13 protein-coding genes, 3 tRNA genes and 3 rRNA genes are annotated in these 24,677 nt (G+C 40.4%); 7 read left to right on the top strand and 12 right to left on the bottom strand.

Annotation, left to right across the window (positions count from 1 at the left end):
- Nucleotides 1-588: 588 nt before the first annotated feature.
- The 3 genes from gmd to SJY09_RS00085 are packed head-to-tail and all read left to right on the top strand — an operon-like array spanning nucleotide 589 to nucleotide 3,795.
- Nucleotides 589-1,707 (top strand): GDP-mannose 4,6-dehydratase, encoded by a 1,119-nt coding sequence (gmd, locus tag SJY09_RS00095; RefSeq protein WP_396636948.1) that lies wholly within the window; start codon nucleotides 589-591, stop codon nucleotides 1,705-1,707.
- Between the two features lie 5 nt (nucleotides 1,708-1,712).
- Entirely contained in the window at nucleotides 1,713-2,756 is a 1,044-nt protein-coding gene (locus tag SJY09_RS00090; RefSeq protein WP_396636947.1) for a GDP-L-fucose synthase family protein, read from the top strand.
- Nucleotides 2,757-2,763: 7 nt separating this feature from the next.
- Nucleotides 2,764-3,795, top strand: coding sequence for an NAD-dependent epimerase/dehydratase family protein (locus tag SJY09_RS00085; protein WP_396636946.1), 1,032 nt, complete (start codon nucleotides 2,764-2,766; stop codon nucleotides 3,793-3,795).
- A 242-nt stretch (nucleotides 3,796-4,037) separates the two neighbouring features.
- On the opposite strand, the gene SJY09_RS00080 is transcribed toward SJY09_RS00085, so the two are convergent.
- From SJY09_RS00080 to nhaD, 6 genes are all read right to left on the bottom strand, one after another.
- Nucleotides 4,038-4,112: transfer RNA gene (locus SJY09_RS00080), tRNA-Val, on the bottom strand.
- Nucleotides 4,113-4,170: 58 nt separating this feature from the next.
- Nucleotides 4,171-5,382: a bifunctional folylpolyglutamate synthase/dihydrofolate synthase gene (locus SJY09_RS00075; protein ID WP_396636945.1), complete on the bottom strand. Its 1,212-nt coding sequence runs from the start codon at nucleotides 5,380-5,382 to the stop codon at nucleotides 4,171-4,173.
- Nucleotides 5,379-6,326 (bottom strand): energy transducer TonB, encoded by a 948-nt coding sequence (locus tag SJY09_RS00070; protein WP_396636944.1) that lies wholly within the window; start codon nucleotides 6,324-6,326, stop codon nucleotides 5,379-5,381. The genes SJY09_RS00075 and SJY09_RS00070 overlap by 4 nt, the downstream gene beginning before the upstream one ends.
- On the bottom strand, nucleotides 6,327-6,713 hold the full coding sequence (locus SJY09_RS00065; RefSeq protein ID WP_396636943.1) for an ExbD/TolR family protein: 387 nt from the start codon (nucleotides 6,711-6,713) through the stop codon (nucleotides 6,327-6,329).
- A 9-nt stretch (nucleotides 6,714-6,722) separates the two neighbouring features.
- Nucleotides 6,723-7,415: a MotA/TolQ/ExbB proton channel family protein gene (locus SJY09_RS00060; protein WP_396636942.1), complete on the bottom strand. Its 693-nt coding sequence runs from the start codon at nucleotides 7,413-7,415 to the stop codon at nucleotides 6,723-6,725.
- Nucleotides 7,416-7,466: 51 nt separating this feature from the next.
- The gene (gene nhaD / locus SJY09_RS00055; RefSeq protein ID WP_396638570.1) at nucleotides 7,467-8,837 is read right to left on the bottom strand and encodes a sodium:proton antiporter NhaD; all 1,371 of its coding nucleotides are present in this window, start codon (nucleotides 8,835-8,837) and stop codon (nucleotides 7,467-7,469) included.
- Nucleotides 8,838-9,144: 307 nt separating this feature from the next.
- On the opposite strand from nhaD, the gene SJY09_RS00050 reads away from it, so the two are divergent.
- The 3 genes from SJY09_RS00050 to SJY09_RS00040 all read left to right on the top strand — a co-directional run bounded on the left by SJY09_RS00050 (nucleotide 9,145) and on the right by SJY09_RS00040 (nucleotide 16,590).
- Nucleotides 9,145-10,287: an acyl-CoA dehydrogenase gene (locus SJY09_RS00050; protein ID WP_396636941.1), complete on the top strand. Its 1,143-nt coding sequence runs from the start codon at nucleotides 9,145-9,147 to the stop codon at nucleotides 10,285-10,287.
- Between the two features lie 314 nt (nucleotides 10,288-10,601).
- Nucleotides 10,602-15,110, top strand: coding sequence for a glutamate synthase large subunit (gene gltB, locus SJY09_RS00045; protein WP_396636940.1), 4,509 nt, complete (start codon nucleotides 10,602-10,604; stop codon nucleotides 15,108-15,110).
- Between the two features lie 13 nt (nucleotides 15,111-15,123).
- Entirely contained in the window at nucleotides 15,124-16,590 is a 1,467-nt protein-coding gene (locus SJY09_RS00040; protein WP_396636939.1) for a glutamate synthase subunit beta, read from the top strand.
- On the opposite strand, the gene SJY09_RS00035 is transcribed toward SJY09_RS00040, so the two are convergent.
- Entirely contained in the window at nucleotides 16,587-18,170 is a 1,584-nt protein-coding gene (locus tag SJY09_RS00035; RefSeq protein WP_396636938.1) for a sulfatase, read from the bottom strand. The genes SJY09_RS00040 and SJY09_RS00035 overlap by 4 nt on opposite strands.
- Before the next feature lie 107 nt (nucleotides 18,171-18,277).
- On the opposite strand from SJY09_RS00035, the gene SJY09_RS00030 reads away from it, so the two are divergent.
- On the top strand, nucleotides 18,278-18,820 hold the full coding sequence (locus tag SJY09_RS00030; protein ID WP_396636937.1) for a hypothetical protein: 543 nt from the start codon (nucleotides 18,278-18,280) through the stop codon (nucleotides 18,818-18,820).
- Between the two features lie 166 nt (nucleotides 18,821-18,986).
- Here the strand turns inward: SJY09_RS00030 and rrf are convergent.
- The 5 genes from rrf to SJY09_RS00005 all read right to left on the bottom strand — a co-directional run bounded on the left by rrf (nucleotide 18,987) and on the right by SJY09_RS00005 (nucleotide 24,419).
- A 5S ribosomal RNA gene (gene rrf, locus SJY09_RS00025) occupies nucleotides 18,987-19,098 on the bottom strand.
- Between the two features lie 223 nt (nucleotides 19,099-19,321).
- Nucleotides 19,322-22,146: ribosomal RNA gene (locus SJY09_RS00020) — 23S ribosomal RNA — on the bottom strand.
- Between the two features lie 233 nt (nucleotides 22,147-22,379).
- Nucleotides 22,380-22,456: transfer RNA gene (locus tag SJY09_RS00015), tRNA-Ala, on the bottom strand.
- A gap of 189 nt (nucleotides 22,457-22,645) precedes the next feature.
- Nucleotides 22,646-22,719: transfer RNA gene (locus SJY09_RS00010), tRNA-Ile, on the bottom strand.
- Nucleotides 22,720-22,890: 171 nt separating this feature from the next.
- Nucleotides 22,891-24,419, bottom strand: a 16S ribosomal RNA gene (locus tag SJY09_RS00005).
- The 16S, 23S and 5S rRNA genes sit together here with 2 tRNA genes alongside, the layout of an rRNA operon.
- Between the last annotated feature and the right edge of the window lie 258 nt (nucleotides 24,420-24,677).

The raw sequence follows: 24,677 nt of genomic DNA, 5'->3' as shown, positions 1-24,677 counted from the left end.
TTAATTTAGACTTGATTCAATTATTTATTTATTCACATCAATGGTCGAAAAAACCTATAAATGAGGATTACTATGCAACAAATTAATTTTTACAATAACAAATACAAGACCTCTCAAGATCTAGAACTATAGTTAAGATCTGCTGGCGCTGGGTTAAAATTTTATAATATTGCCCAGTATTTGTTTAAATATAGGATGGATGAAACATTCATTGGAAGAAAATCCTTTAAATTTCGCTGGAACGATCTTAAGATTAGAATTAATGGATATAGGCACATTGACTTAACTTGACATGAATACGGTTTTGCATTTATTCCCTTAATCCTTTGAATAATTCCAAAGGAAATAAACACTTTATTTAAAAAAAACAGACCTAAGGTAATCTCATCAATTAATGACATTTAAATTAAGGTGAATAGTGCCAAAAAAACTTAGAATATAAAATAATTTGAAATAGTTTTACCTTATGGCGCTTATCGTATGAGCTTTTAAAGCTAAAATATTAGCATTCAAAAAGGCAATTTACGAGCAAAAAAAAAGTTAGTATAAAAAACTTTTAAAATTAAATAACACTAACCAAGTACAGCAATGGATAAAAAAACAGCGTTAATAACAGGAATTACAGGACAAGATGGCGCGTATTTAAGCGAATTTTTGTTGAAAAAAGGTTACGAGGTCCATGGCATCAAAAGAAGGTCATCTTTATTTAATACCGACAGAATAGATCACTTGTACCAAGACCCACATGTAGAAAACCCTAATTTCTTTTTACATTATGGTGATTTAACCGACAGCACAAACCTTACTCGAATAATACAAGAGGTGCAACCACAAGAAATTTATAACTTGGCGGCAATGAGCCATGTTCATGTCTCTTTTGAAATACCGGAATATACTGCTAACACGGATGCCTTAGGAACATTAAGATTATTAGAAGCCATAAGATTATTGGGATTACAAAACAAAACAAGAATTTATCAGGCCTCTACCTCCGAGCTTTATGGTAAAGTACAAGAAGTTCCACAAACCGAAACAACACCATTTTATCCCAGGAGCCCATACGCCGTGGCTAAAATGTATGCCTATTGGATAACCGTCAATTATAGAGAGGCTTACGGTATTTACGGATGCAATGGTATTCTGTTCAACCATGAATCCCCTATAAGAGGTGAAACCTTTGTGACAAGAAAAATTACTAGGGCTACTTCTAAGATTGCTCTAGGATTACAAGATGTAATATACTTGGGTAACTTAGATGCTAAAAGGGACTGGGGCCATGCAAAGGATTATGTAAGAATGATGTGGATGATTCTTCAGGCAGAGGAAGCAGAGGACTGGGTAATTGCAACAGGCAAAACAAACACAGTAAGAGACTTCGTAAGAATGTGTTTTGCCCATGTAGGCGTTGAACTAGAATTTAAAGGAGAAGGTGCGGCTGAAAGAGGTTATGTCAAAAAATGTTCAAATCCCGACTACCAATTAGAGATCGGTAAAGAAGTTATTTCAGTAGACGAAAAATATTTTCGACCCACTGAAGTGGAATTGTTGATTGGAGACGCTACAAAAGCCAGAGAAAAACTAGGTTGGATTCCAAAATATGATTTAGCCGGTTTAGTTGAGGATATGATGTCTAGCGACCTTGTACTAATGAAAAAACAACAGTATTTAAAGGACGGAGGTTATACAATCAAAAATTATTTTGAATAAACCCTATGAACAAAGATTCTAAAATTTACATAGCCGGACATAGAGGGCTTGTAGGGAGCGCTATTAAAAAAAATCTCGAAAAAAAAGGATATCTCAACATCGTTGTGCGTACCCATAAAGAGCTAGATCTAACAAATGAAGTAGCGGTATCTAATTTTTTCGCATCCACAAAACCTGCGTATGTATTTTTGGCTGCAGCAAAGGTTGGCGGCATTGTTGCTAATAATAGATATAGAGCAGATTTCATCTATCAGAACTTGATGATTCAGAACAATGTAATTCATCAAAGTTATAAACATGGGGTAACAAAACTACTCTTTCTGGGCAGCACGTGCATATATCCTAAAAACGCTCATCAACCCATGAAAGAAGAGTATTTATTAACCGATACTTTAGAATACACAAATGAGCCCTACGCCATTGCCAAAATAGCAGGGATTAAAATGTGCGAAAGTTATAATTTACAATATAACACTAATTTTATTTCGGTCATGCCAACTAATCTATATGGCCCAAATGATAATTTTGATTTAGAAAAGTCACATGTACTACCAGCCTTAATTCGCAAAATTTATTTAGCGAAACTACTCTCAGAAGCTAAATACGATGCTGTTGTGAAAGATTTAGGTGTTTCCAATATTATTGAAGCTGAAAAATATCTAAGTTCTTTTGGCGTATCTGGTGATAGCGTTGAGATTTGGGGCTCTGGAAAACCAAAACGAGAGTTCTTATGGAGTGAGGATATGGCAGAAGCATGCACTTTTATAATGGAAAACAGAAACTTTCCCGACACATACTCAGATGATGAAAAGGAAATTAGAAACACACATATAAATATTGGCACCGGTAAAGATATTTCTATTAAAGAGCTAGCCGAAACTATTAAAAAAGTAATAGGTTACAAAGGTGATTTTGTGTTTAATGCAGAAAAGCCGGACGGGACTTTACGAAAGTTAACAGATGTTTCCAAACTTCATAAATTGGGTTGGGAACACACAATTGAACTGGAAGATGGCATCAAGAAGCTTTTTCAGTGGTATGTAAAGTAAAATGTAAATGAAGATTCTAATAACAGGTGCGGCGGGTTTTATAGGTTTTCACCTAGCGGAATCTTTGTCCAAAAAAGGGGAAGATATTATAGGTATAGATAATATTAATGATTACTATAACGTACAACTAAAGTATGACCGCCTAGCCCAAGCTGGAATAAGTATTTCAAAACTAAGACTGAAAAAAAATAGAGGAAATCTAAATTATTTACCTAGTTCAAAATATGACAACTATTGTTTTCTAAAACTAGACATAACCGATTTAAAGTCTTTAGAAACGTTATTTGAAGAACATAAATTTGATTGCGTAATCAACTTAGCCGCACAGGCCGGTGTTCGTTATTCAATAGAAAATCCTCATGCTTATATACAATCAAATATTGTAGGGTTTTTAAACATATTAGAATGTTGTCGACAACACGAAATAGAACACCTAATTTACGCCTCTAGTTCATCGGTTTATGGAAATAGGAGCAATGTGCCTTTCTCTGAAAGTGATCCAGTTGACGAACCCGTAAGCCTTTACGCAGCTACAAAAAAGAGTAATGAATTGATGGCATACTCATACAGTCATTTGTATGATTTACAAACAACAGGTTTGCGTTTTTTTACGGTTTACGGCCCTTGGGGCAGACCTGACATGGCACCAATTCTCTTTGCTGACGCCATTAACACAAACAGCCCCATAAACGTCTTTAACAATGGGAACATGGAAAGAGATTTTACTTTTATTGATGATGTGGTGGAAGGAATTGTTAGGTTAACGTTAACCTCAGCAACTAAAAAAGATTCTAAAGCAAGAATATTTAACATAGGTAATTCTAGCCCTATAAAGTTAATGGATTTTATTACTGGACTAGAGAAACAAATGGGAAAGAGGGCTGTGAAAAACTTCATGCCCATGCAAGATGGTGATGTAAGAATTACCTATGCCGATTCTAGCAAATTAAAAAGTGTAATAGAATATGAACCTAAGACCAAATTAAGTGAGGGACTATTTAAATTTACACAATGGTATAAGAGGTATTACAATAATTAACTACACCTACCTTTGCCATTAGTTCTTTTCTATAGACCATAATATCCCAGATAAACCATCCTATCACCATGAACCGATGAACAAAAATGGACGGAGAATAATTTATTACTTACTTATCCGCTTAATACACTAAAAATATGACGATAGATTCCAAAACAAAATTTAGCGTAACGTGAATAGGAATTTTGTACAATTAAAAAGCGAAAAAGCTCCCGATTTCTCGGAAGCTTTTTAAATTACTGTGGGCCCTACTGGATTCGAACCAGTGACCCCCTGCTTGTAAGGCAGGTGCTCTGAACCAACTGAGCTAAGAGCCCTTAACGGGGTGCAAATATAGAATTCTTTTAATAAGTCCAAAAGAAAAATCGCAAAAAATTAAAGTACTTCCGCAACCACAAAAGTACTACCTCCAATATAAATGAAATCAGAGGCGAACGCATTAACTTTTGCAGCATCATACGCCTCCTTAACACTAGCATAAACAGCTCCTTTCAGTTTAAAATCCAGCGCCTTTTTTTGTAGAAAACTAGCCTCTAACCCCCTTACGATGTCAGGCTTACAAAAATAATACTGTGCCTTCTCAGGAAAAAGCGATAGAACACTATCTAAATCCTTTTCCTTTACGAAACCTAAAACAATATGAAGCTTAGAGAATTTTTCTCCCTTTAGTTGGTTTAAAACCAACGCTAAGCCATCTTTATTATGCGCAGTATCACAGATGGTTTTGGGATTTTCACTTAACAATTGCCATCTGCCCATTAAACCAGTGTTAATAGAAACATTTAAAAGACCTTCTTCCAAATGGATATTACTTATCGGGAATCCTTTAAGCAAATCTAACGTAGCAAGAACCCCTTTAATGTTTTTCGTTTGATAAGTGCCTAATAAGTCTGTTTCATATGTCGGATAGTCCTCTTCAGTTGCAAAGACCAAACTGGCCTTAACCTCTTTTGATTTATCTTCAAATACCGAGGCTACCTCAGGCTGATGTTCACTAACGACCACGGGTACTCCTTTTTTGATTATCCCTGCTTTCTCGTAAGCAATTTCAGGGAGTGTATTCCCCAGTATATCAGTATGGTCATAACCAATATTTGTAATTAAGCTTACCTCTGGGGTAATGATATTCGTTGAGTCTAACCTACCTCCTAAACCCACTTCTATTATAGCGATGTCTACCTGCTTTTCAGAAAAATAATCAAAAGCCATTCCCACGGTCAGTTCAAAAAATGACAACTGCTTCCCTATTAGGAATGATTTATGAGTAGCTATAAATTCAACTACCTTATGCTTACGTATTGGTTTACCGTTTATTCGAATTCGTTCTCGAAAATCCTTTAGATGAGGGGAAGTATACAACCCCACTTTATAACCAGCTTCTTGTAGGATCGATGCTAACATATGACTGCTAGAACCTTTACCATTAGTTCCGGCAACATGAATACTCTTAAACTGTTTTTGAGGATTGTTTAAATGAGAGGCAAAGGCTTTTATTCCGTCTAACTTGGCCTTATAAGCCTTTTTCCCTTTTTGTTGATAGACTGGAAGTTGAACAAACATCCAATCAAGAGTTTGCCTGTAGGTCACTCTCCTAGTTTAAAGTTTACAACTACAAAACCCACTTGTTGACTAGGTGCATTGGAATCTAAGTTCCATTTGTGCATAAAAGCAGTTTTTCTTGCTGGTTCTAAAAGACAAGCACTATTATTGGTAGTGCCACGAACACCAGGAGTAGCACTTACAACCTTACCGTTTCTATCAACAACAATTTTTACCACCACTCTTCCGGATTCATTACATTCTTGTGGTACTTTGCCTTTATTTACAAGCGACCTTCCATTAAGACCATAACCACCTGTTCCACTTCCAGAACCTGGGGTCCCGTAATAACTTGTAGCGTAAGGGTCGCCATCAGGACTGCCTTTATCACCTGATCTGTTATCATCTCCTTCGCTACCACTTGCGGTTCCGTCTGATTTGTTCAGACCGCCCATTAATTCATCCAACTTTTTCTTCTTTGCCTCCTGCTCCTTCCTTGCACGCTCTTCCGCATCCTTTTTCTGTTGGGCAATTTTAGCTGCTTTGGCCTGCTCCTTCCGTAATTGCTCCTCTACCCTTTTCTTCTCAGCTTTGGCTGCATCCTCAGCCTTTTTCTTTGCTTCGTTCGCCTGTTTTATCTTGATAGCTTCTTCACTCTCTTTGGTCAACAACTTTTCTGCTGGCGCTTTCTTTTGTACAACTTTTTCCGGTTCCTCTTCTATTATTTCTTCCGCTATCGCTTTTTCAATAATTTCTTCTTGTTCCGTAGGTTCAACAGGCGGTGTATCAAGTGGCTCTGAGCGTATCTTTTCCTTAGGCTGCACCCTTCCACTTCCAAAATCAGTAGTTCCAAAATTTATTGAAATTCCATTCTCTATGGGTGGGTCCATATACGTGAGACCAATGTAGAATAAAACCAATAGCAGCACACTTAACAACAGCGTTGTAAGTGTAAAGGACTTTTTCTTGTGTCTCGTGTCTAAAAATGCCATTTAGTTAGGCCGCACCGCCAAAATGACCTTGTAGTTATTCCTGTTAGCAATGTCCATTACGTTTACCGCTTCTTTAATCGCAACGTTTTCTTCTGCTCTTAGAATAATAGTAGGTTTATCTTGACCTTCTAGTGCTTTTTTTAATTCAATTTCAATATATTCTCCGTTTATTCTCTGATTGTTCACAAAATACTGTAAGTCCTTATCTATACTTACAGAAACGTTTTGTGTGTTTGTGGACTTTCCTTTCGCCTTGGGCAACAATAAATCCAATGCATTAGGCGAATTAGCTGTAAGCATGAAAAATATCAATAACAGAAAAACAATATCTGTCATTGAGGACATACTAAAATCCGGACTTACCTTATTCCTTCCTTTTAATTTCATAATGAAAGATTAAAGTGGTTCATTCAATAAATCCAAAAACTCTACAGCATTAGCCTCCATTTTATGCACAACCTTATCGGTTCTGTTCACTAAGTGGTTGTAACCCATGTAGGCTATAATACCAACTATCAAACCAGCAACCGTTGTGGTCATCGCCGTATAAATACCGGATGCCAATGAACCCATTTCTGCCTGTCCGCCGCTACTTGCCATCTCATGGAAAGCCAAAATCATACCAATTACGGTTCCAAGGAAACCGATCATTGGGGCAGCACCTGCTACAGTAGCCAAAACACTAACGTTTTTCTCTAGCTTATAAACCTCTAAAGTACCTGCATTTTCTATGGCGGTGTTTATATCATCTAAAGGCTTTCCTATTCTAGAAATACCCTTTTCCGTTAGCCTTGCTACGGGAGAATCTGTTTGGGCACATAGGATTTTGGCTGCTTCTAATTTGCCAGTTGTAACATGGTCCCGAATCTGGTTCATGAAATTTTTATCAATTTTGGACGCCGCATTAACTGCTAGTAAGCGTTCAAAATAGATGTATAGCGCTACACCCAGCATAAGAAAAAGTACGGTGATTATAACCACACTTCCTGTACCTCCATTAAACACCAAATCCATAACGGATAGCGTTTTTTCCTCGGACAATACTTCTCCAGTAGTTGGGTCTTGAGCCAAATCTTGAAATAATAACATAATGTTCTTGATTATCAAATTTGCCTTAATAACGGTGTTTTATCGATAAAATTATCCGTGTAGGACAAAATCTCTTAATAAAATAAAGACAGCTGCACCACTAATAAAACCTACGAATGCCAGCCAAGCTATTTTTTTCAAATACCAGAAGAAATCAATTTTTTCCATTCCCATGGCAACAACCCCAGCCGCAGAACCTATAATTAGCATACTCCCTCCTGTACCGGCTGAATACGCTATAAAATGCCATAACGGGTTATCCATTGGTTCACTGAACATGCCCATACTTGCCGCTACTAAAGGTACGTTATCTATAACCGCAGAACCAACACCGAATAATAAAACAACAATATCGGTATTTGGAATGGCTTCGTTTAGACTTCCTGCATAGTTAAATAATATGCCTAAGGATTCCATCGCCGCTACGGCTAATAATATTCCCAAAAAGAATAGGATACTTGGTAATTCTATTTTGGACAAGGAGTGATGTACGGGACTGTGATGGCCTCCAGAACTATGCTCATCGCCGTCAACACTAGAAATACTGAACTTCTTGTTACTGTATATTTCAGCAAAAGTAGCTACGACTGCCAAAGAAAGCATCATTCCTACATAAGGTGGTAAATGGGTAACTGTCTTAAATATTGGCACGAATAAAATGGCCCCCAATCCTAAATACAACATAATGGAACCGTATTTAGATTTTGGGCTCTCATCATCTAGCTCCCCATCAATTAAACCTTGAAAAACCTTAAACCTTCCAGCAATAAGAACGGGTACGAGCATACAGACCAAAGACGGTAGTAAAACATGGATCACCAATTGTGCCGCACTCACCTTATTCGCTATCCAAAGCATTGTTGTAGTCACATCTCCAATAGGAGACCAAGCTCCTCCCGCATTTGCAGTGATTACAATCATGCCAGCGAACCAAAGCTTTGTTTCCCTATCCTTTATTACTTTTTGAAGAATGGTTATCAATACTATCGTCGCCGTGAGGTTATCAATTATTGCTGACAATATGAAGGCCAATATAGAGAATAACCAAAGTAACTTTCCTTTTTTCTTGGTCTTAATAAAGCCCTTTATAGTAGCAAAACCGTCAAAATAATCTATAATCTCCACGATGGTCATGGCGCCCAAAAGAAAAAATAGAATTTCAGCAGTCTTTCCTAGGTGATGCAAGAGTGATTCCTCCACTAAATGCATACGACCATCGTGATTCATGCTAGAAAACCCATCCACTAAACCTTGTTTGGCAGAATCAAACCAGTTTTCATATCCGTCTACGCCCAAAGCGATCATTGCCCATAAAATGGCCATCATCGCCAACGCCGGAATTAGTTTATCAATTTTAAGATTATGCTCTAAGGTAATGGCTAAATAACCTGCCAAAAAGACTATAATAATTATGGTTTCCATCATCAGTTGGTTTTAATTTTCTATTCTTGGAAATATGACAATACAATCAATTTATAAAAATTGAAATTCCCTAAAGATATTTAAAAATGTCTTTCATTTCATAGTCAATACTAGATAAAAATGAAGTTTACTGAAAGTCAAACTTTTACAAGCCGCTAATCCAGCCATTATGTTCTTAATTATCGTGACGGACGTATTTTAAATGATAAATTTCAATACTTGAACCAGCACCTTTTCAGTTTGCCATTTTTTAAATAATACCAGGAATCCCCGTATATTTGTATTCTCAATAAAACAAGCTAGAAACATGAATTTTTCCTTAACTGAAGAACAAGAATTGATACAACAGGCAGCAAGAGATTTTGCCCAGAATGATTTGTTTCCTGAAGTAATCGAAAGAGATGAAGCACAGCGATTCCCTAAAGAAGAAGTAAGAAAAATGGGAGAGCTGGGATTTCTAGGGATGATGGTAGATCCCAAGTATGGTGGTAGTGGACTGGACACCCTATCCTATGTTCTAGTAATGGAGGAACTTTCCAAGGTCGACGCCTCTTCTTCCGTAATCGTATCCGTAAACAATTCCTTAGTATGCTGGGGACTTGAGACCTATGGAACAGAAGAACAGAAGGAGAAATACCTCACCAGACTTTCGACAGGAGAGATCATCGGTGCCTTTTGCCTTTCTGAACCCGAAGCAGGTAGTGATGCCACTTCACAAAAAACCACAGCAATAGACAAAGGGGATCATTATGTTATCAACGGGACCAAAAATTGGATTACAAATGGTAGTTCTGCAGAAGTTTACCTCGTCATAGCACAGACCGATAAGGACAAAAAACACAAAGGCATTAATGCATTGATTGTTGAAAAAGGTGCTGAAGGTTTTGAAATTGGTCCTAAGGAAAATAAATTGGGAATCCGTGGTAGTGATACGCATTCCTTGATATTCAACGATGTTAAAGTTCCAAAGAAAAATAGAATTGGTGATGATGGCTTCGGTTTCAAGTTTGCCATGAAAACCTTGGCAGGTGGCAGAATCGGAATTGCAGCACAAGCACTGGGTATTGCTGCAGGCGCTTATGAATTGGCCCTAAAATATTCAAAGGAGCGAAAAGCGTTTGGAACAGAAATAAGCAACCACCAGGCTATTGCTTTCAAATTAGCAGATATGCATACACAAATTGAAGCGGCAAGACACTTGGTATATAAAGCTGCTTGGGACAAGGACAATGGTAATGACTATGATTTATCCGGAGCTATGGCTAAGCTATATGCCTCTCAGGTTGCAATGGAGACCACCGTTGAGGCGGTTCAAATACATGGCGGAAATGGCTTCGTAAAGGATTACCATGTAGAACGTTTAATGAGAGACGCCAAAATAACGCAGATTTATGAAGGCACCTCTGAAATACAAAAAATCGTTATTTCAAGAAGTATCTTAAAAAGATAATGACCTAGATAAAGCTGTGCCCCCTATTTTTTAGAGTACTCTTTCTAAATTTTACGCTATAAAATGTTATCACCCTCAATTATGAGGGTGATTTTGTTATAATCAATCATTATAACAAACTACCCCCGAAAAAATCTGGCACCTTCCATTCTTAACTTATAAATTTATCAATCTGATAAATTGAACATATGAAAAATATATAATTCCACATTTTTTAACGTTTTTTCGTAAACGTTGAATATAATTATCTATTCGAATAAAAATGATGAATATTATTCATATAAAATGATATTTTTGAAGAAATACCATAAACTATGAGACTGGAAAAGCAAGGACTATATTTACCCGAATTTGAACATGATAATTGTGGAGCAGGATTCATCTGTAGTCTTAAGGGGAAAAAATCTAACGACATTATTCATAAGGCGCTAGAGATATTAGACCGTTTAGAACACAGGGGTGCGGTAAGTGCAGACGGAAAAACTGGTGATGGTGCTGGAATTCTTGTCGATATCCCACACGACTTTTTTAAGGATGTCTGCGATTTTGAATTGCCAGCTCCAGGAGAATATGCGGTGAGTAACGTTTTCTTTCCAAGAAAAGAAAATCAAAGAGACTTCTGTATCACTGTTTTTGAAGAAAACATAAAAAAACAAGGTTTACAACTTTTAGGATGGAGAGATGTTCCCGTCAACCGTTCCATCCCTGGAAGAATAGCAGCAGAAACAGAACCTTTCGTGAAACAATTGTTTGTAGCAAAAGCCAACAAAGAACAATCTTATTTTGATTTCAACCTAAAACTCTTTGTAGCCAGAAAAACTACAGAGCATACCATCATTAAATCCAAGCTTTCTGAAAGTAAGTTCTTTTACGTTCCAAGTCTATCTACAAAAATTATAATCTTCAAAGGCTTATTGATGCCTCATGATATCAGTCTTTATTATACTGACCTTTTAGATTCTAGAGTTGTTACAAGATTGGCATTAGTACATCAAAGGTTTTCAACAAATACCTTTCCTACCTGGGACCTGGCGCAGCCTTTCAGATACATGTGCCATAACGGGGAAATTAATACTCTTAGAGGCAATGTTTCCAGAATGTTGTCTAGAGAAGAATTATTGGAGAGTGATTTATTTGGAGAAGAAATAAAGAATGTGCTTCCTATAATATTACCCGGAAAATCTGACTCCGCCACTATGGACATGGTCGTAGAGCTATTATTGATGACCGGGCGTTCACTCCCAGAAGTAATGATGATTCTTGTTCCAGAAGCTTGGGAGAAGAACGACGAAATGTCGGCTGCTAAGAAAGCGTTTTACGAGTACCACTCCTGTATGATGGAGCCTTGGGACGGACCCGCTTCCATTCCCTTTACGGACGGTAATTATATTGGTGCCGTATTAGATAGAAATGGTTTACGACCCTCAAGATATTCGGTTACCAAGGATGATTACGTAGTGATGTCCTCCGAAACCGGAGTAGTGGAAATTGCCCCGGAAAATGTAGAATTTCACGGCCGTCTAGAACCAGGGAAAATGTTTTTGGTAAATATGGAAGAAGGACGAATCATCAATGATGAAGAAATTAAAGAAAATATAGCCAAAAAGCACCCCTATAAAAAGTGGTTAGACACCAATTTGGTACACCTAAAAGACATTCCTTACAATGATTGTCCGCTATTTCTAGGAGAGGCCCCTCTTGAAAAAAGAAAATCTGTTTTTGGATATACCCTAGAAGATATCAACACTATAATACTTCCTATGAGTAAAACCGCCAAGGAGCCTATTGGCTCAATGGGATCGGACACTCCAATTGCAGTATTATCACAACGTCCACAGCTTATATATAACTATTTTAAGCAGTTATTCGCTCAAGTTACCAACCCTCCTTTAGATGGTATTAGAGAGGAACTTATAACGGATATAAGTCTTACTTTAGGTAGCGACCATAATATTTTTGAATCTTCAGAACTACATTGTAGAAAACTAAAAATACAGAACCCCGTAATTTCAAAAGAAGATTTAGATAAAATAAAAAACTATGATGTTAGTCCGGATTATCAAGTAACGTCCATTCCAATATTATATGAAATTAATAAAGGTCATAACGGTCTAGAAGATGCCTTAAAATCCATTTTAGACCAAGCTTCTAAAGCGGTGGACAATGGCACTAATATCATTATTTTATCGGATAGAAATGTAGACAAAAATAATGCTCCCATTCCTGCTTTACTAGCCTGTTCTTTTGTCAATAGCGGTCTTCAAAAATTAGGAAAACGCTCTAAGCTCAGCGTCATTATTGAATCTGCAGAACCACGTGAGGTGCATCATTTTGCATTATTGTTCGGTTTTGGTGCAAGCGCCGTTAACCCGTATCTGGTAAATGAAATTATCGGAGAACAAATTGAAGAACTGGATATTACTGAATTCACCTTTGACGAAGCTATTAAGAATTACAACAAGGCAGTTGGGAAAGGCATCCTTAAAGTGATGAATAAAATTGGAATATCTACCCTTAACTCCTATAGAGGTTCTCAACTTTTTGAGTGTATAGGAATAAACACCAAAGTGGTAGAAAAGTACTTTCCAAATACGCCAACCAGAATTCAAGGTATCGGACTTTATGAGATTGAGAAAGAAATTTCTAAAAGACATCAAAACACTTTTGAGGACAAAGAAGTAGCAGCCAATTTAGATTTAGAAATTGGCGGCGAATATCGCTGGAGGCGTGATGGGGAGAAACACATGTTCAATCCATTAAGTATAGCTAAACTTCAAAAAGCGGTTAGAGGTAACGAGCCAAATACGTACAAGGAATTTTCTAAAATGGTTAATGAGCAATCTCAAAACCTTATGACTATAAGAGGGCTTTTTGAGTTCTCAAATTATGACCCTATTCCATTAGAGGATGTTGAGCCATGGACAGAAATCGTAAAACGTTTCAAAACGGGTGCCATGTCTTATGGTTCAATCAGCCAAGAAGCACATGAAAATCTTGCTATTGCCATGAACCGTATTGGAGGTAAAAGTAATTCCGGAGAAGGCGGGGAAGATGAAAATCGTTTTTATAAAAACGCAACAGGAGACTGGAGAAACAGTGCCATAAAACAAGTTGCTTCAGGTAGGTTTGGCGTTACATCCAACTACCTATCAAATGCTAAAGAGATTCAAATAAAAATGGCCCAAGGCGCAAAACCAGGTGAGGGTGGGCAACTACCCGGACCCAAGGTAAATCCTGCCATTGCCAAAACTAGAAATTCTACTCCGTGGGTTGGTCTTATATCACCACCACCCCACCATGATATTTATTCTATTGAAGATTTATCGCAATTAATATATGACTTAAAATCGGCCAACAGAGAAGCTAGAATCAATGTAAAATTAGTTTCGGAGGTGGGTGTTGGTACGGTTGCGGCAGGTGTTGCAAAAGCTAAGGCCGATGTAGTTCTGGTTTCTGGATTTGATGGCGGTACGGGCGCATCGCCTTTAACATCATTAAAACATGCCGGACTCCCTTGGGAGCTTGGTATTGCCGAGGCACAGCAAACTCTGGTAATGAACGATCTTAGGAATAGGATAGTCCTAGAATGTGACGGTCAGTTAAAAACAGGCAGAGATGTTGCCATAGCATGTCTCTTAGGTGCAGAAGAATTTGGTTTTGCCACCGCACCTTTAGTGGCTTCAGGATGTATAATGATGCGTGTTTGTCATTTAAACACATGCCCCGTTGGTATTGCTACGCAGAATCCGGAACTAAGAAAGAAATTCAAAGGAAAACCAGAACACGTAGTGAACTATATGTATTTTGTAGCGCAAGAGCTACGAGAAATTATGGCAGAGCTTGGTTTTAGAACGGTCAATGAAATGGTAGGTCAAGTGCAAAAACTAGATCGTAAAAAGGCTATTGAACACTATAAAGCCGCCGGTATAGACCTAACCCCAATATTACATCAAGTAGACGTACCAGCCGGGACTAAGTTTTACAATACTCAAAAACAAGAGCACGACATTGACAAATCAATAGAGTTCGATATCATCGCAAAAGCGAATCCATCATTGTTCAGGAAGGAAAAACTAACATTAGACTTTCCTATTTGCAATACAGACAGAGCCGTAGGTGCTATCGTGAGCAACGAGATATCCAAAGTTTACGGAGCTCAAGGACTGCCAATCAACACGTTGAAACTTAATTTTACTGGTTCTGCCGGACAAAGCTTTGGAGCATTTGCCACTAGAGGTCTTACCATGATTGTTAATGGAAATACCAATGACTATCTAGGAAAAGGATTGTCAGGTGCCAAACTGGTCATTAAGGTTCCAGAAAACTCTACTATTGTCCCCGAAGACAATGTCATTACAGGAAATGTTACACTTTACGGTGCAACCGCGGGAAGGGCTTACATTAATGGAAAAGCCGGAGAAAGATTTTGTGTTCGTAATTCTGGCGCCAAGGCTGTTGTTGAAGGCATCGGAGACCATGGTTGTGAATATATGACTGGCGGTATAGCGGTTATTTTAGGAGAAGTAGGTAGAAATTTTGGCGCTGGTATGAGTGGCGGAATTGCTTACGTCCTCGACGAGAAAAAAACGTTTAAGAAACGTTGTAATTCAGAGGCCTTGAATTTGTTAAAAGTTTCCGAGGATAATGATATTAAACAGCTAAAGGACCTAATTGAAAGTCACTATAATTCTACACTAAGTCCACTTGCACAGCGGATTTTGGAAAATTGGGAAGCATATTTACCTAAATTCATAAAGGTTTTGCCAGAAGAGTATAAACAAGCATTGATCAGGTTAGAAAAAGAAAAATTACAAACGATATAAATCGAAAAAGGAGATGGGAAAGATAACAGGATTTTTGGAATTCGATAGAAAAGTAGAAGCTTATAAACCAGTAGAGGAGCGCATAAAAAACTATAAGGAATTTACGGTACCTTTAAAAGAAAAAGAACTAAAAAACCAAGGGGCTAGATGCATGGATTGCGGAATTCCTTTTTGTCATAGTGGCTGTCCTTTAGGAAATTTAATTCCAGATTTTAATGACGCCGTATATCGAGGAAAATGGGAAAAGGCTAGTGAAATTCTACACTCGACTAATAATTTTCCGGAATTTACCGGTCGTTTGTGTCCAGCGCCATGCGAGGAAGCCTGCGTTCTGGGAATAAACGAAGACCCAGTTTCCATAGAAAATATTGAGAAGAATATAGTCGAAAAAGCTTTTGACAAAGGATGGATTACTGCAAAACCACCACTTAACAGAACTGGCAAAAAAATAGCTGTAGTGGGTTCTGGTCCTGCGGGACTTTCAACCGCGCAACAATTAAATAGAGCAGGCCATACCGTTACTGTTTTTGAACGCGATCAAAAGCCAGGAGGACTATTAAGGTACGGAATACCTGATTTTAAGATGGAAAAGCAAGTCATAGATAGAAGACTAAAAGTTTTAAAGGAAGAAGGGATTGTATTTAAATGTGGTGTTCATATCGGTATTGACATAAAGGCGAACGAACTTAAAAAGGATTTTGACGCCATTGTACTCTCTGGCGGAGCCACCGTAAGAAGAAAACTTCCTATAGAAGGAGCAGATCTTAAAGGAGTTGTACAGGCTATGGATTTCTTAGGTCAAAACAACAAAAGAGTTGACGGCATTAAGGATTTAGGCGATGAAATTAAGGCAACAGCTAAAGATGTTATTGTTATTGGAGGCGGTGACACTGGGTCTGACTGTATTGGAACATCTTTTAGACACGGTGCTAAATCGGTATCAAATTTTGAAATTATGCCTATGGCCACCACAGATCGGCCAGAGGATCAACCTTGGCCTTTTTGGCCCATGCGCCTAAGAACAAGCTCATCTCATAAAGAAGGAGCCGAACGATACTTCAGTACTTCTACAAAACGTTTTGTAGGTGATAGTGATGGAAATCTCAAAGGATTGGTTACCTCGGAAGTTGAATGGATAAAAAAACCAGGACAACGACCAGAATTAAGAGAGGTACAAGGAACCGAAAAGGAATGGAAATGCGAGCTGGCTTTATTGGCACTAGGTTTCACTGGTTCGGAAAAAACGGTGGCAGAACAATTAGGGTTAGAATTAGATTCGAGAACTAATGTAAAGGCATCAGAATCCGACTACCAAACAAATGTGCCAGGCATCTTTGTTGCAGGTGACCAAAGACGAGGACAATCTTTGATAGTTTGGGCCATTTCAGAAGGTAGGCAAGCAGCCCACCATGTAGATGCATTTCTTATGGGCGAATCTAAACTACCTCTAAAAGGCGAAGGAGATTTACCGAGAGTTTAATCCTTAGTTGATATACTTCCCCACCAGCTTGGGTTTGGCTCGTAATCTTCGGACAACATAAGACGACGTTCCTTTTCAAGAGCTGGCAACTTTTTCTCCAAAAGCGTTTGTAGTCTTGCTTGATGCTTTTGCCTGTTGTACAGCGTATCTTTTTCAGGATAACGAGCATCCACTGCATGGAGCCAATTCAATAATTTAGTAGCTTTTTCTTTTGTAATTTCAGGATATAATTCTGCCACATTAGTACGCTCTCCAAGGTCATTAGAGAGTTTATACAATTCACTAGTGCCATCTTCCCAATAATGTATTAATTTCCAATTATCTTCTAGAATTATGGATGAGGGATTACCACCCTGATTACCATAGTGCGGATAATGCCAATATAGAGGTCTATCGATTGTAACTTGCGTTCCTTCGAGTTGTGGTTTTAAACTGATACCATCTATGTGCTGCTGTGGCAAAAGATCAATCCCTGCTAAGTCCAAAAGTGTTGGAAAAAAATCAGCTCCTATGACCGGTGTATCTATTTTTGAACTACCGTTATCCAGCCATGGAACTTTTATAATGAAAGGTTCTCGTATTCCACCTTCCCATTGATACCCTTTACCGCCTCTTAATGGTGAATTTGAAGTAGAAAAAGCATCACCCGATGCAACACCGCCATTATCAGAAGTAAAAACCACAATTGTATTTTCTTCAAGACCATTATCCCTTAATGACCTTAATACGATACCAACAGCTTCGTCCATGCGTTCGACTAAACCAGCGTAAACCGGATTGTCTTGCGTAAGTCTAATCGGTAGCACTCTTTCCATTTCAAAACCGTTTTCACTTATTCCACTTTGTATTGCCTTTTTCCTATACTTGCTCCATCTCCTTTTGTCCGTCTGTATAGGCCCATGTACTGCATAAAAAGACAAAAATGCAAAAAAAGGATCTTCTTTTTCCGAAGCAATAAACTTTGCCGTTTCATTAGCCAATCTTATGGAAAGATTTTCTCCATTCTCCTGATTTTCTAATTTAGGATTGTTCCAAGGGGAAAAATACCCTCCCATTGGGCTTCCTTTGGACCATCCTCCTTTATTAATATCAAATCCATGATGCTCAGGATAAGAGCCTTCTTCACCTAGGTGCCATTTTCCCGAGAAAAAGGTCTTATACCCGGCCATCTGAAATGCCTCTGCCAGTGTTATATCTTTTGATGACAATTGATGCTCATAGGTTGCCGGAAGTAATTTATCATGGCGTTCCAAAGTTCGCCAATTCGAACCAGACCTAGCTCCGATCCAATCCGTTATTCCGTGTCTTGCAGTGAATTTGCCCGTCATAATACTAGCCCTTGAAGGACTACAAACTCTACTAGCCGCATATCCTTGGGTAAATATTTTACCTTCTCTAGCGAGCTGATCAATATTTGGAGTTTCATAGAAGGAGCTTCCTGTATAACCCAAATCCTTATATCCTAAATCATCAACAAGAATAAATACAATATTAGGATTTATAATTTCTTTTGTTCCCTTTACTACACATCCAGAAAATAAAAAGATAATAACGATTAGAAAGATAAGTCGAGCGTACATATTCTTTGAATTTGAAATAAAAATAATAAATCATAACACAACGATGGTAATAAACAATAAATCGGTATAATTATTGAGACCATGTATTGCGTAATGAAGGTTATATCATGAAGAAAAATGTACTAATCCTGTTTATTTTAATAGCCTTTCAATCCTGTATTCCAATACGTATTCCTCCTAAAATCAAAGACTACCAATTAACCAAGGGTAAAAGATTCAAAAGAAGTTTACCAAAACGACAAATGTTTGTATTTGAAGACCCTAAAGAAGCGAATGAATTTTATAACTATGTCAATACCAAATTTAAACTAGAACATATAGACGTTTATGACAATATCCCCTTTTCATTAGCTAATAAACAGTTTTTTTTCTCTTTTTACGAAGTTGATATTCCAAACAAAACTATTAATCTAATACCCATAGCAGTAGATGCTATTCTACAAAATTCAGAATTAGACCCAATTATGGACGGACTTTATGAAACTAGAAAGGGTAATTGGTATATCGCAATAGAAGTATATAGTGATATGGAGTATGATTGTTTGCATCCTAACTCCGTTTCTCGTCCCATTGTATCAGAGTTTCTTCGTAGTCTTAAAAACGAATACTTAGCTTCTTATAATTACAACGAAGCAATATTCAAAAACTGAATTATTAGAATTTATTCTCATCTAGAAACTACGGTTTAACACCTATGAATAACTGATTATTATAGTCCTCTACACTCTTTTACTTTATAAACGAAGATTATTATTTTTTCATTTAATTTTCCTGTATAAAAAAACCCCCTTCACGTATTGTGAAGGGGGTTTCGAAGTAAGGCGGCTACCTACTCTCCCACTTGGTATAGCAGTACCATCGGCGCAAACGGTCTTAACTTCCCTGTTCGGAATGGTAAGGGGTGTGCCCCGTCGCCATGGCCACCTAAATTTTGGCCCTCTGGCCCCCAAAGGGGGAACCTGAGGTTCTAATTTTTTAAATGCTTCTACTATGACTTTAACTTAGCGAATGCTGAGCGAAGTCGAAGCATGACATAATAAAGGAACAGGTACCCAAAAAGAAAGTAACGTTGTATCGTTACAATAAAGAAATACAATTTTATAAGTAATTAAAAAAGGAGTTGCACCCCCGCCCTAAAGCGGAGGATGCGTGTGCGCAAGCCTGACGGGCAATTAGTACTACTCGGCTACGGACGTTACCGCCCTTCCACCTATAGCCTATCGACGTGGTCATCTCCCACGGCCCTTTAAAGAAATCTCATCTTGTGGCCGGTTTCGCGCTTATATGCTTTCAGCGCTTATCCGATCCCGACATAGCTACCCAGCAATGCTCCTGGCGGAACAACTGGTGCACCAGCGGTCGGTCCGACCCGGTCCTCTCGTACTAGGGTCAGATCCACTCAAATTTCTAACGCCCGCAGTAGATAGAGACCGAACTGTCTCACGACGTTCTGAACCCAGCTCGCGTGCCACTTTAATGGGCGAACAGCCCAACCCTTGGGACCTTCTCCAGCCCCAGGATGTGACGAGCCGACATCGAGGTGCCAAACCCCCCCGTCGATATGAGCTCTTGGGGGAGATCAGCCTGTTATCCCCGGCGTACCTTTTATCCTTTGAGCGATGGCCCTTCCATGCGGAACCACCGGATCACTATGCTCTTGTTTCCAACCTGGTCGACCTGTATGTCTCTCAGTCAAGCGCCCTTGTGCCATTGCACTCTACACACGATTGCCAACCGTATTGAGGGCACCTTTAGAAGCCTCCGTTACTCTTTTGGAGGCGACCACCCCAGTCAAACTACCCACCACGCACTGTTCTCTCATAAGAGAGTTAGGCTCCAGACAAGCAAAGGCTGGTATTTCAACAATGACTCCACCACACCTGGCGATGCAGCTTCAAAGTCTCCCAGCTATCCTACACATTGCTTGACCGAAGTCAATACGAAGCTATAGTAAAGGTGCACGGGGTCTTTTCGTCCCACTGCGGGTAACCGGCATCTTCACCGATACTACAATTTCACCGAGCTCATGGCCGAGACAGTGTCCAGATCGTTGCACCATTCGTGCAGGTCGGAACTTACCCGACAAGGAATTTCGCTACCTTAGGACCGTTATAGTTACGGCCGCCGTTTACTGGGGCTTCAATTCAATGCGTCGCCGAAGCTAACATCTCCTCTTAACCTTCCAGCACCGGGCAGGTGTCAGGCCCTATACTTCATCTCTCGATTTTGCAGAGCCCTGTGTTTTTGATAAACAGTCGCCTGGACCTCTTCACTGCGGCCCCCCATAAGGGGGCGACCCTTCTCCCGAAGTTACGGGTCTATTTTGCCTAGTTCCTTAGCCATGAATCTCTCGAGCGCCTTAGAATACTCATCCCAACCACCTGTGTCGGTTTACGGTACGGGCTGCTTCACTCGCTTTTCTTGGAAGTCGATCCGCTGGATTATCACCTTGACCGTAGTCTCGGTGTACTATCGGGGCGTTACCGCTCCCTTCAACGTACAATTCCGTCTGTACGCACCAACTTCTCGCCTCCGTCACTTTTAGCGTGAGCAGGTACAGAAATATTAATCTGTTGTCCATCCACTACCCCTTTCGGGTTCGCGTTAGGTCCCGACTGACCCCCAGCTGATTAGCATAGCTGGGGAAACCTTGGTCTTTCGGCGTGCGGGTTTCTCGCCCGCATTATCGTTACTTATGCCTACATTTTCGTTTGTAGCTCCTCCAGCATCCCTCGCAGGTACACCTTCAACGGCACTACAATGCTCCCCTACCCCTCTATAAATAGAAGTCACGGCTTCGGTGATATACTTATGCCCGATCATTATCCATGCGGAACCGCTCGACCAGTGAGCTGTTACGCACTCTTTAAATGAATGGCTGCTTCCAAGCCAACATCCTGGCTGTCAATGCAGTTCCACCGCGTTATATCAACTTAGTATATACTTTGGGACCTTAGCCGGTGATCTGGGTTCTTTCCCTCTCGGACATGGACCTTAGCACCCATGCCCTCACTGCGCAGAAACATTTCATAGCATTCGGAGTTTGTCAGGAATTGGTAGGCGGTGAAGCCCCCGCATCCAATCAGTAGCTCTACCTCTATGAAACTATCTACACGCTGCACCTAAATGCATTTCGGGGAGTACGAGCTATTTCCGAGCTTGATTGGCCTTTCACCCCTACCCACAGGTCATCCCAAGACTTTTCAACGTCAACGGGTTCGGTCCTCCACTATGTGTTACCACAGCTTCAACCTGCCCATGGGTAGATCGCACGGTTTCGCGTCTACTACTACTGACTATGGCGCCCTATTAAGACTCGCTTTCGCTACGGCTCCGGACCTGAAGTCCTTAACCTCGCCAGTAAAAGTAACTCGTAGGCTCATTATGCAAAAGGCACGCCGTCACCCCGAAGGGCTCCGACCGCTTGTAAGCGTATGGTTTCAGGATCTATTTCACTCCGTTATTCACGGTTCTTTTCACCTTTCCCTCACGGTACTGGTTCACTATCGGTCTCTCAGGAGTATTTAGTCTTGGCGGATGGTCCCGCCGGATTCATACAGGGTTTCACGTGCCCCGCACTACTCAGGATACCACTATCTAAAAGTTCCTTACCTATACCGGGCTATCACCGTCTATGGCCAAGATTTCCAACTTGTTCTAGTTCATTACTTCTCGAATGTCGTGGTCCTACAACCCCGTTATTGCCGAAACAACAACGGTTTGGACTAATCCGATTTCGCTCGCCGCTACTATCGGAATCACTTTTGTTTTCTCCTCCTCCGGGTACTTAGATGTTTCAGTTCCCCGGGTTTGCCTCCTTGCGGATACTATATCTTCAATATAGTGGGTTGCCCCATTCGGATATCTACGGATCATATCGTGTGTGCCGATCCCCGTAGCTTTTCGCAGCTTATCACGTCCTTCTTCGCCTCTGAGAGCCTAGGCATTCCCCATACGCCCTTTTCCAGCTTGTCGCCAAACCTTCTTATTTGCTTACTTATTATTATTCGTACTCTTTACTTTCATCATATGCCGTAAGGCATACAACTAAGATTCGTGTTTCTTTCTTTTTAGGTATATACAGCACTAATGCTATATATCCTGTTCCAATATGTCAATGAACGTTGTCGTGAGCCACGATTGGCAATTAAATCCAATCGAACTCAAACTCAATACATGAAGATAACTACATTATCTCCAGGCATTGCCTGGTGGAGAATATCGGAGTCGAACCGATGACCTCCTGCGTGCAAGGCAGGCGCTCTAGCCAGCTGAGCTAATCCCCCAGTTAGTTGATCGTTGTTCGTTGTTCGTTGCTAGTAAAACCATCAACTATCAACCAAGAACCAACAACTAGTTTGTCTCAACTTCTAAAATTTCCTTCAATATTTCAATCAATGAACGTGTCGACAATCCTTTTTTTTTACTATCAACTAGCAACCAAAAACCATCGACCGCAAGCTTAGCTTGCATCGTAGTCCCAGGCAGACTCGAACTGCCGACCTCTACATTATCAGTGTAGCGCTCTAACCAGCTGAGCTATGGGACTGTCCCTACACTACAACTCCCTAAAAGGAACATGTAACGTATTTACTATATATCATAATTGTGGAGCTTCTTGTGAACATTACTATCGATACTTGAACTATAAATCGAAAAAACGGGACCGGAAACTTGTCTCGAAAATGTCAGGGACCGTCCTTAAAAGGACAATCTCTAGAAAGGAGGTGTTCCAGCCGCACCTTCCGGTACGGCTACCTTGTTACGACTTAGCCCTAGTTACCGATCTTGCCCTAGGCCGCTCCTTACGGTGACGGACTTCAGGCACTCCCGGCTTCCATGGCTTGACGGGCGGTGTGTACAAGGCCCGGGAACGTATTCACCGGATCATGGCTGATATCCGATTACTAGCGATTCCAGCTTCACGGGGTCGAGTTGCAGACCCCGATCCGAACTGTGACAGGTTTTATAGATTCGCTCCGCCTTGCGACGTGGCTGCTCTCTGTACCTGCCATTGTAGCACGTGTGTGGCCCAGGACGTAAGGGCCGTGATGATTTGACGTCATCCCCACCTTCCTCACGGTTTGCACCGGCAGTCCCGTTAGAGTCCCCATCATGACATGCTGGCAACTAACGGTAGGGGTTGCGCTCGTTATAGGACTTAACCTGACACCTCACGGCACGAGCTGACGACAACCATGCAGCACCTTGCAAATTGCCCGAAGGAAAAGGTATCTCTACCCCTGTCAATATGCATTTAAGCCCTGGTAAGGTTCCTCGCGTATCATCGAATTAAACCACATGCTCCACCGCTTGTGCGGGCCCCCGTCAATTCCTTTGAGTTTCATTCTTGCGAACGTACTCCCCAGGTGGGATACTTATCACTTTCGCTTGGCCGCCCAGGTCTCAAGGACCCGGACAGCTAGTATCCATCGTTTACGGCGTGGACTACCAGGGTATCTAATCCTGTTCGCTCCCCACGCTTTCGTCCATCAGCGTCAGTATATGGTTAGTCAGCTGCCTTCGCAATCGGTGTTCTATGTAATATCTATGCATTTCACCGCTACACTACATATTCCGCCAACTTCACCATAACTCAAGACGACCAGTATCAAAGGCAATTCTACAGTTGAGCTGCAGACTTTCACCACTGACTTAATCGCCCGCCTACGGACCCTTTAAACCCAATAATTCCGGATAACGCTCGGACCCTCCGTATTACCGCGGCTGCTGGCACGGAGTTAGCCGGTCCTTATTCTTACGGTACCGTCAGTGGGCTACACGTAGCCCTTTTTCTTCCCGTATAAAAGCAGTTTACTACCCATAGGGCATTCTTCCTGCACGCGGCATGGCTGGATCAGAGTCTCCTCCATTGTCCAATATTCCTCACTGCTGCCTCCCGTAGGAGTCTGGTCCGTGTCTCAGTACCAGTGTGGGGGATCCCCCTCTCAGGGCCCCTACCCATCGTAGCCATGGTAAGCCGTTACCTTACCATCAAGCTAATGGGACGCATGGCCATCTTTTACCGGCCGAAGCCTTTAACCTATTAACAATGCCGAAAATAGGTGCTATGGGGCATTAATCTTCGTTTCCAAAGGCTATTCCCCTGTAAAAGGCAGGTTCCATACGCGGTGCGCACCCGTGCGCCGGTCGTCAGCGGAGTGCAAGCACTCCCTGTTACCCCTCGACTTGCATGTGTTAGGCCTGCCGCTAGCGTTCATCCTGAGCCAGGATCAAACTCTTCATCGTTGTTCTGTATATATTCGTCCCAACAAATCCAATGTCCGTCCCCGGCCCCGATTCTCTCGATCTAATTCTTCTATCCGAAACTTTCGTTCCAAATGATTATATGATTCTTTTGTTCTACCTAAAAACCGACTCTCTAAACCCGAAGGCTTTTCATCGGTCCTTATTCTCTCCACAATATTTCAATGAACTCCTGCTGAATAAATCACTTCTCGCTCTTTATTCATCACCTCAAGTATCTCTCAAAGCGGGTGCAAATAT

The sequence above is a fragment of the Maribacter sp. R77961 genome, assembly GCF_044594925.1.
Classification (GTDB): domain Bacteria; phylum Bacteroidota; class Bacteroidia; order Flavobacteriales; family Flavobacteriaceae; genus Maribacter.
This window is presented reverse-complemented; position numbering and strand designations above follow the sequence as displayed.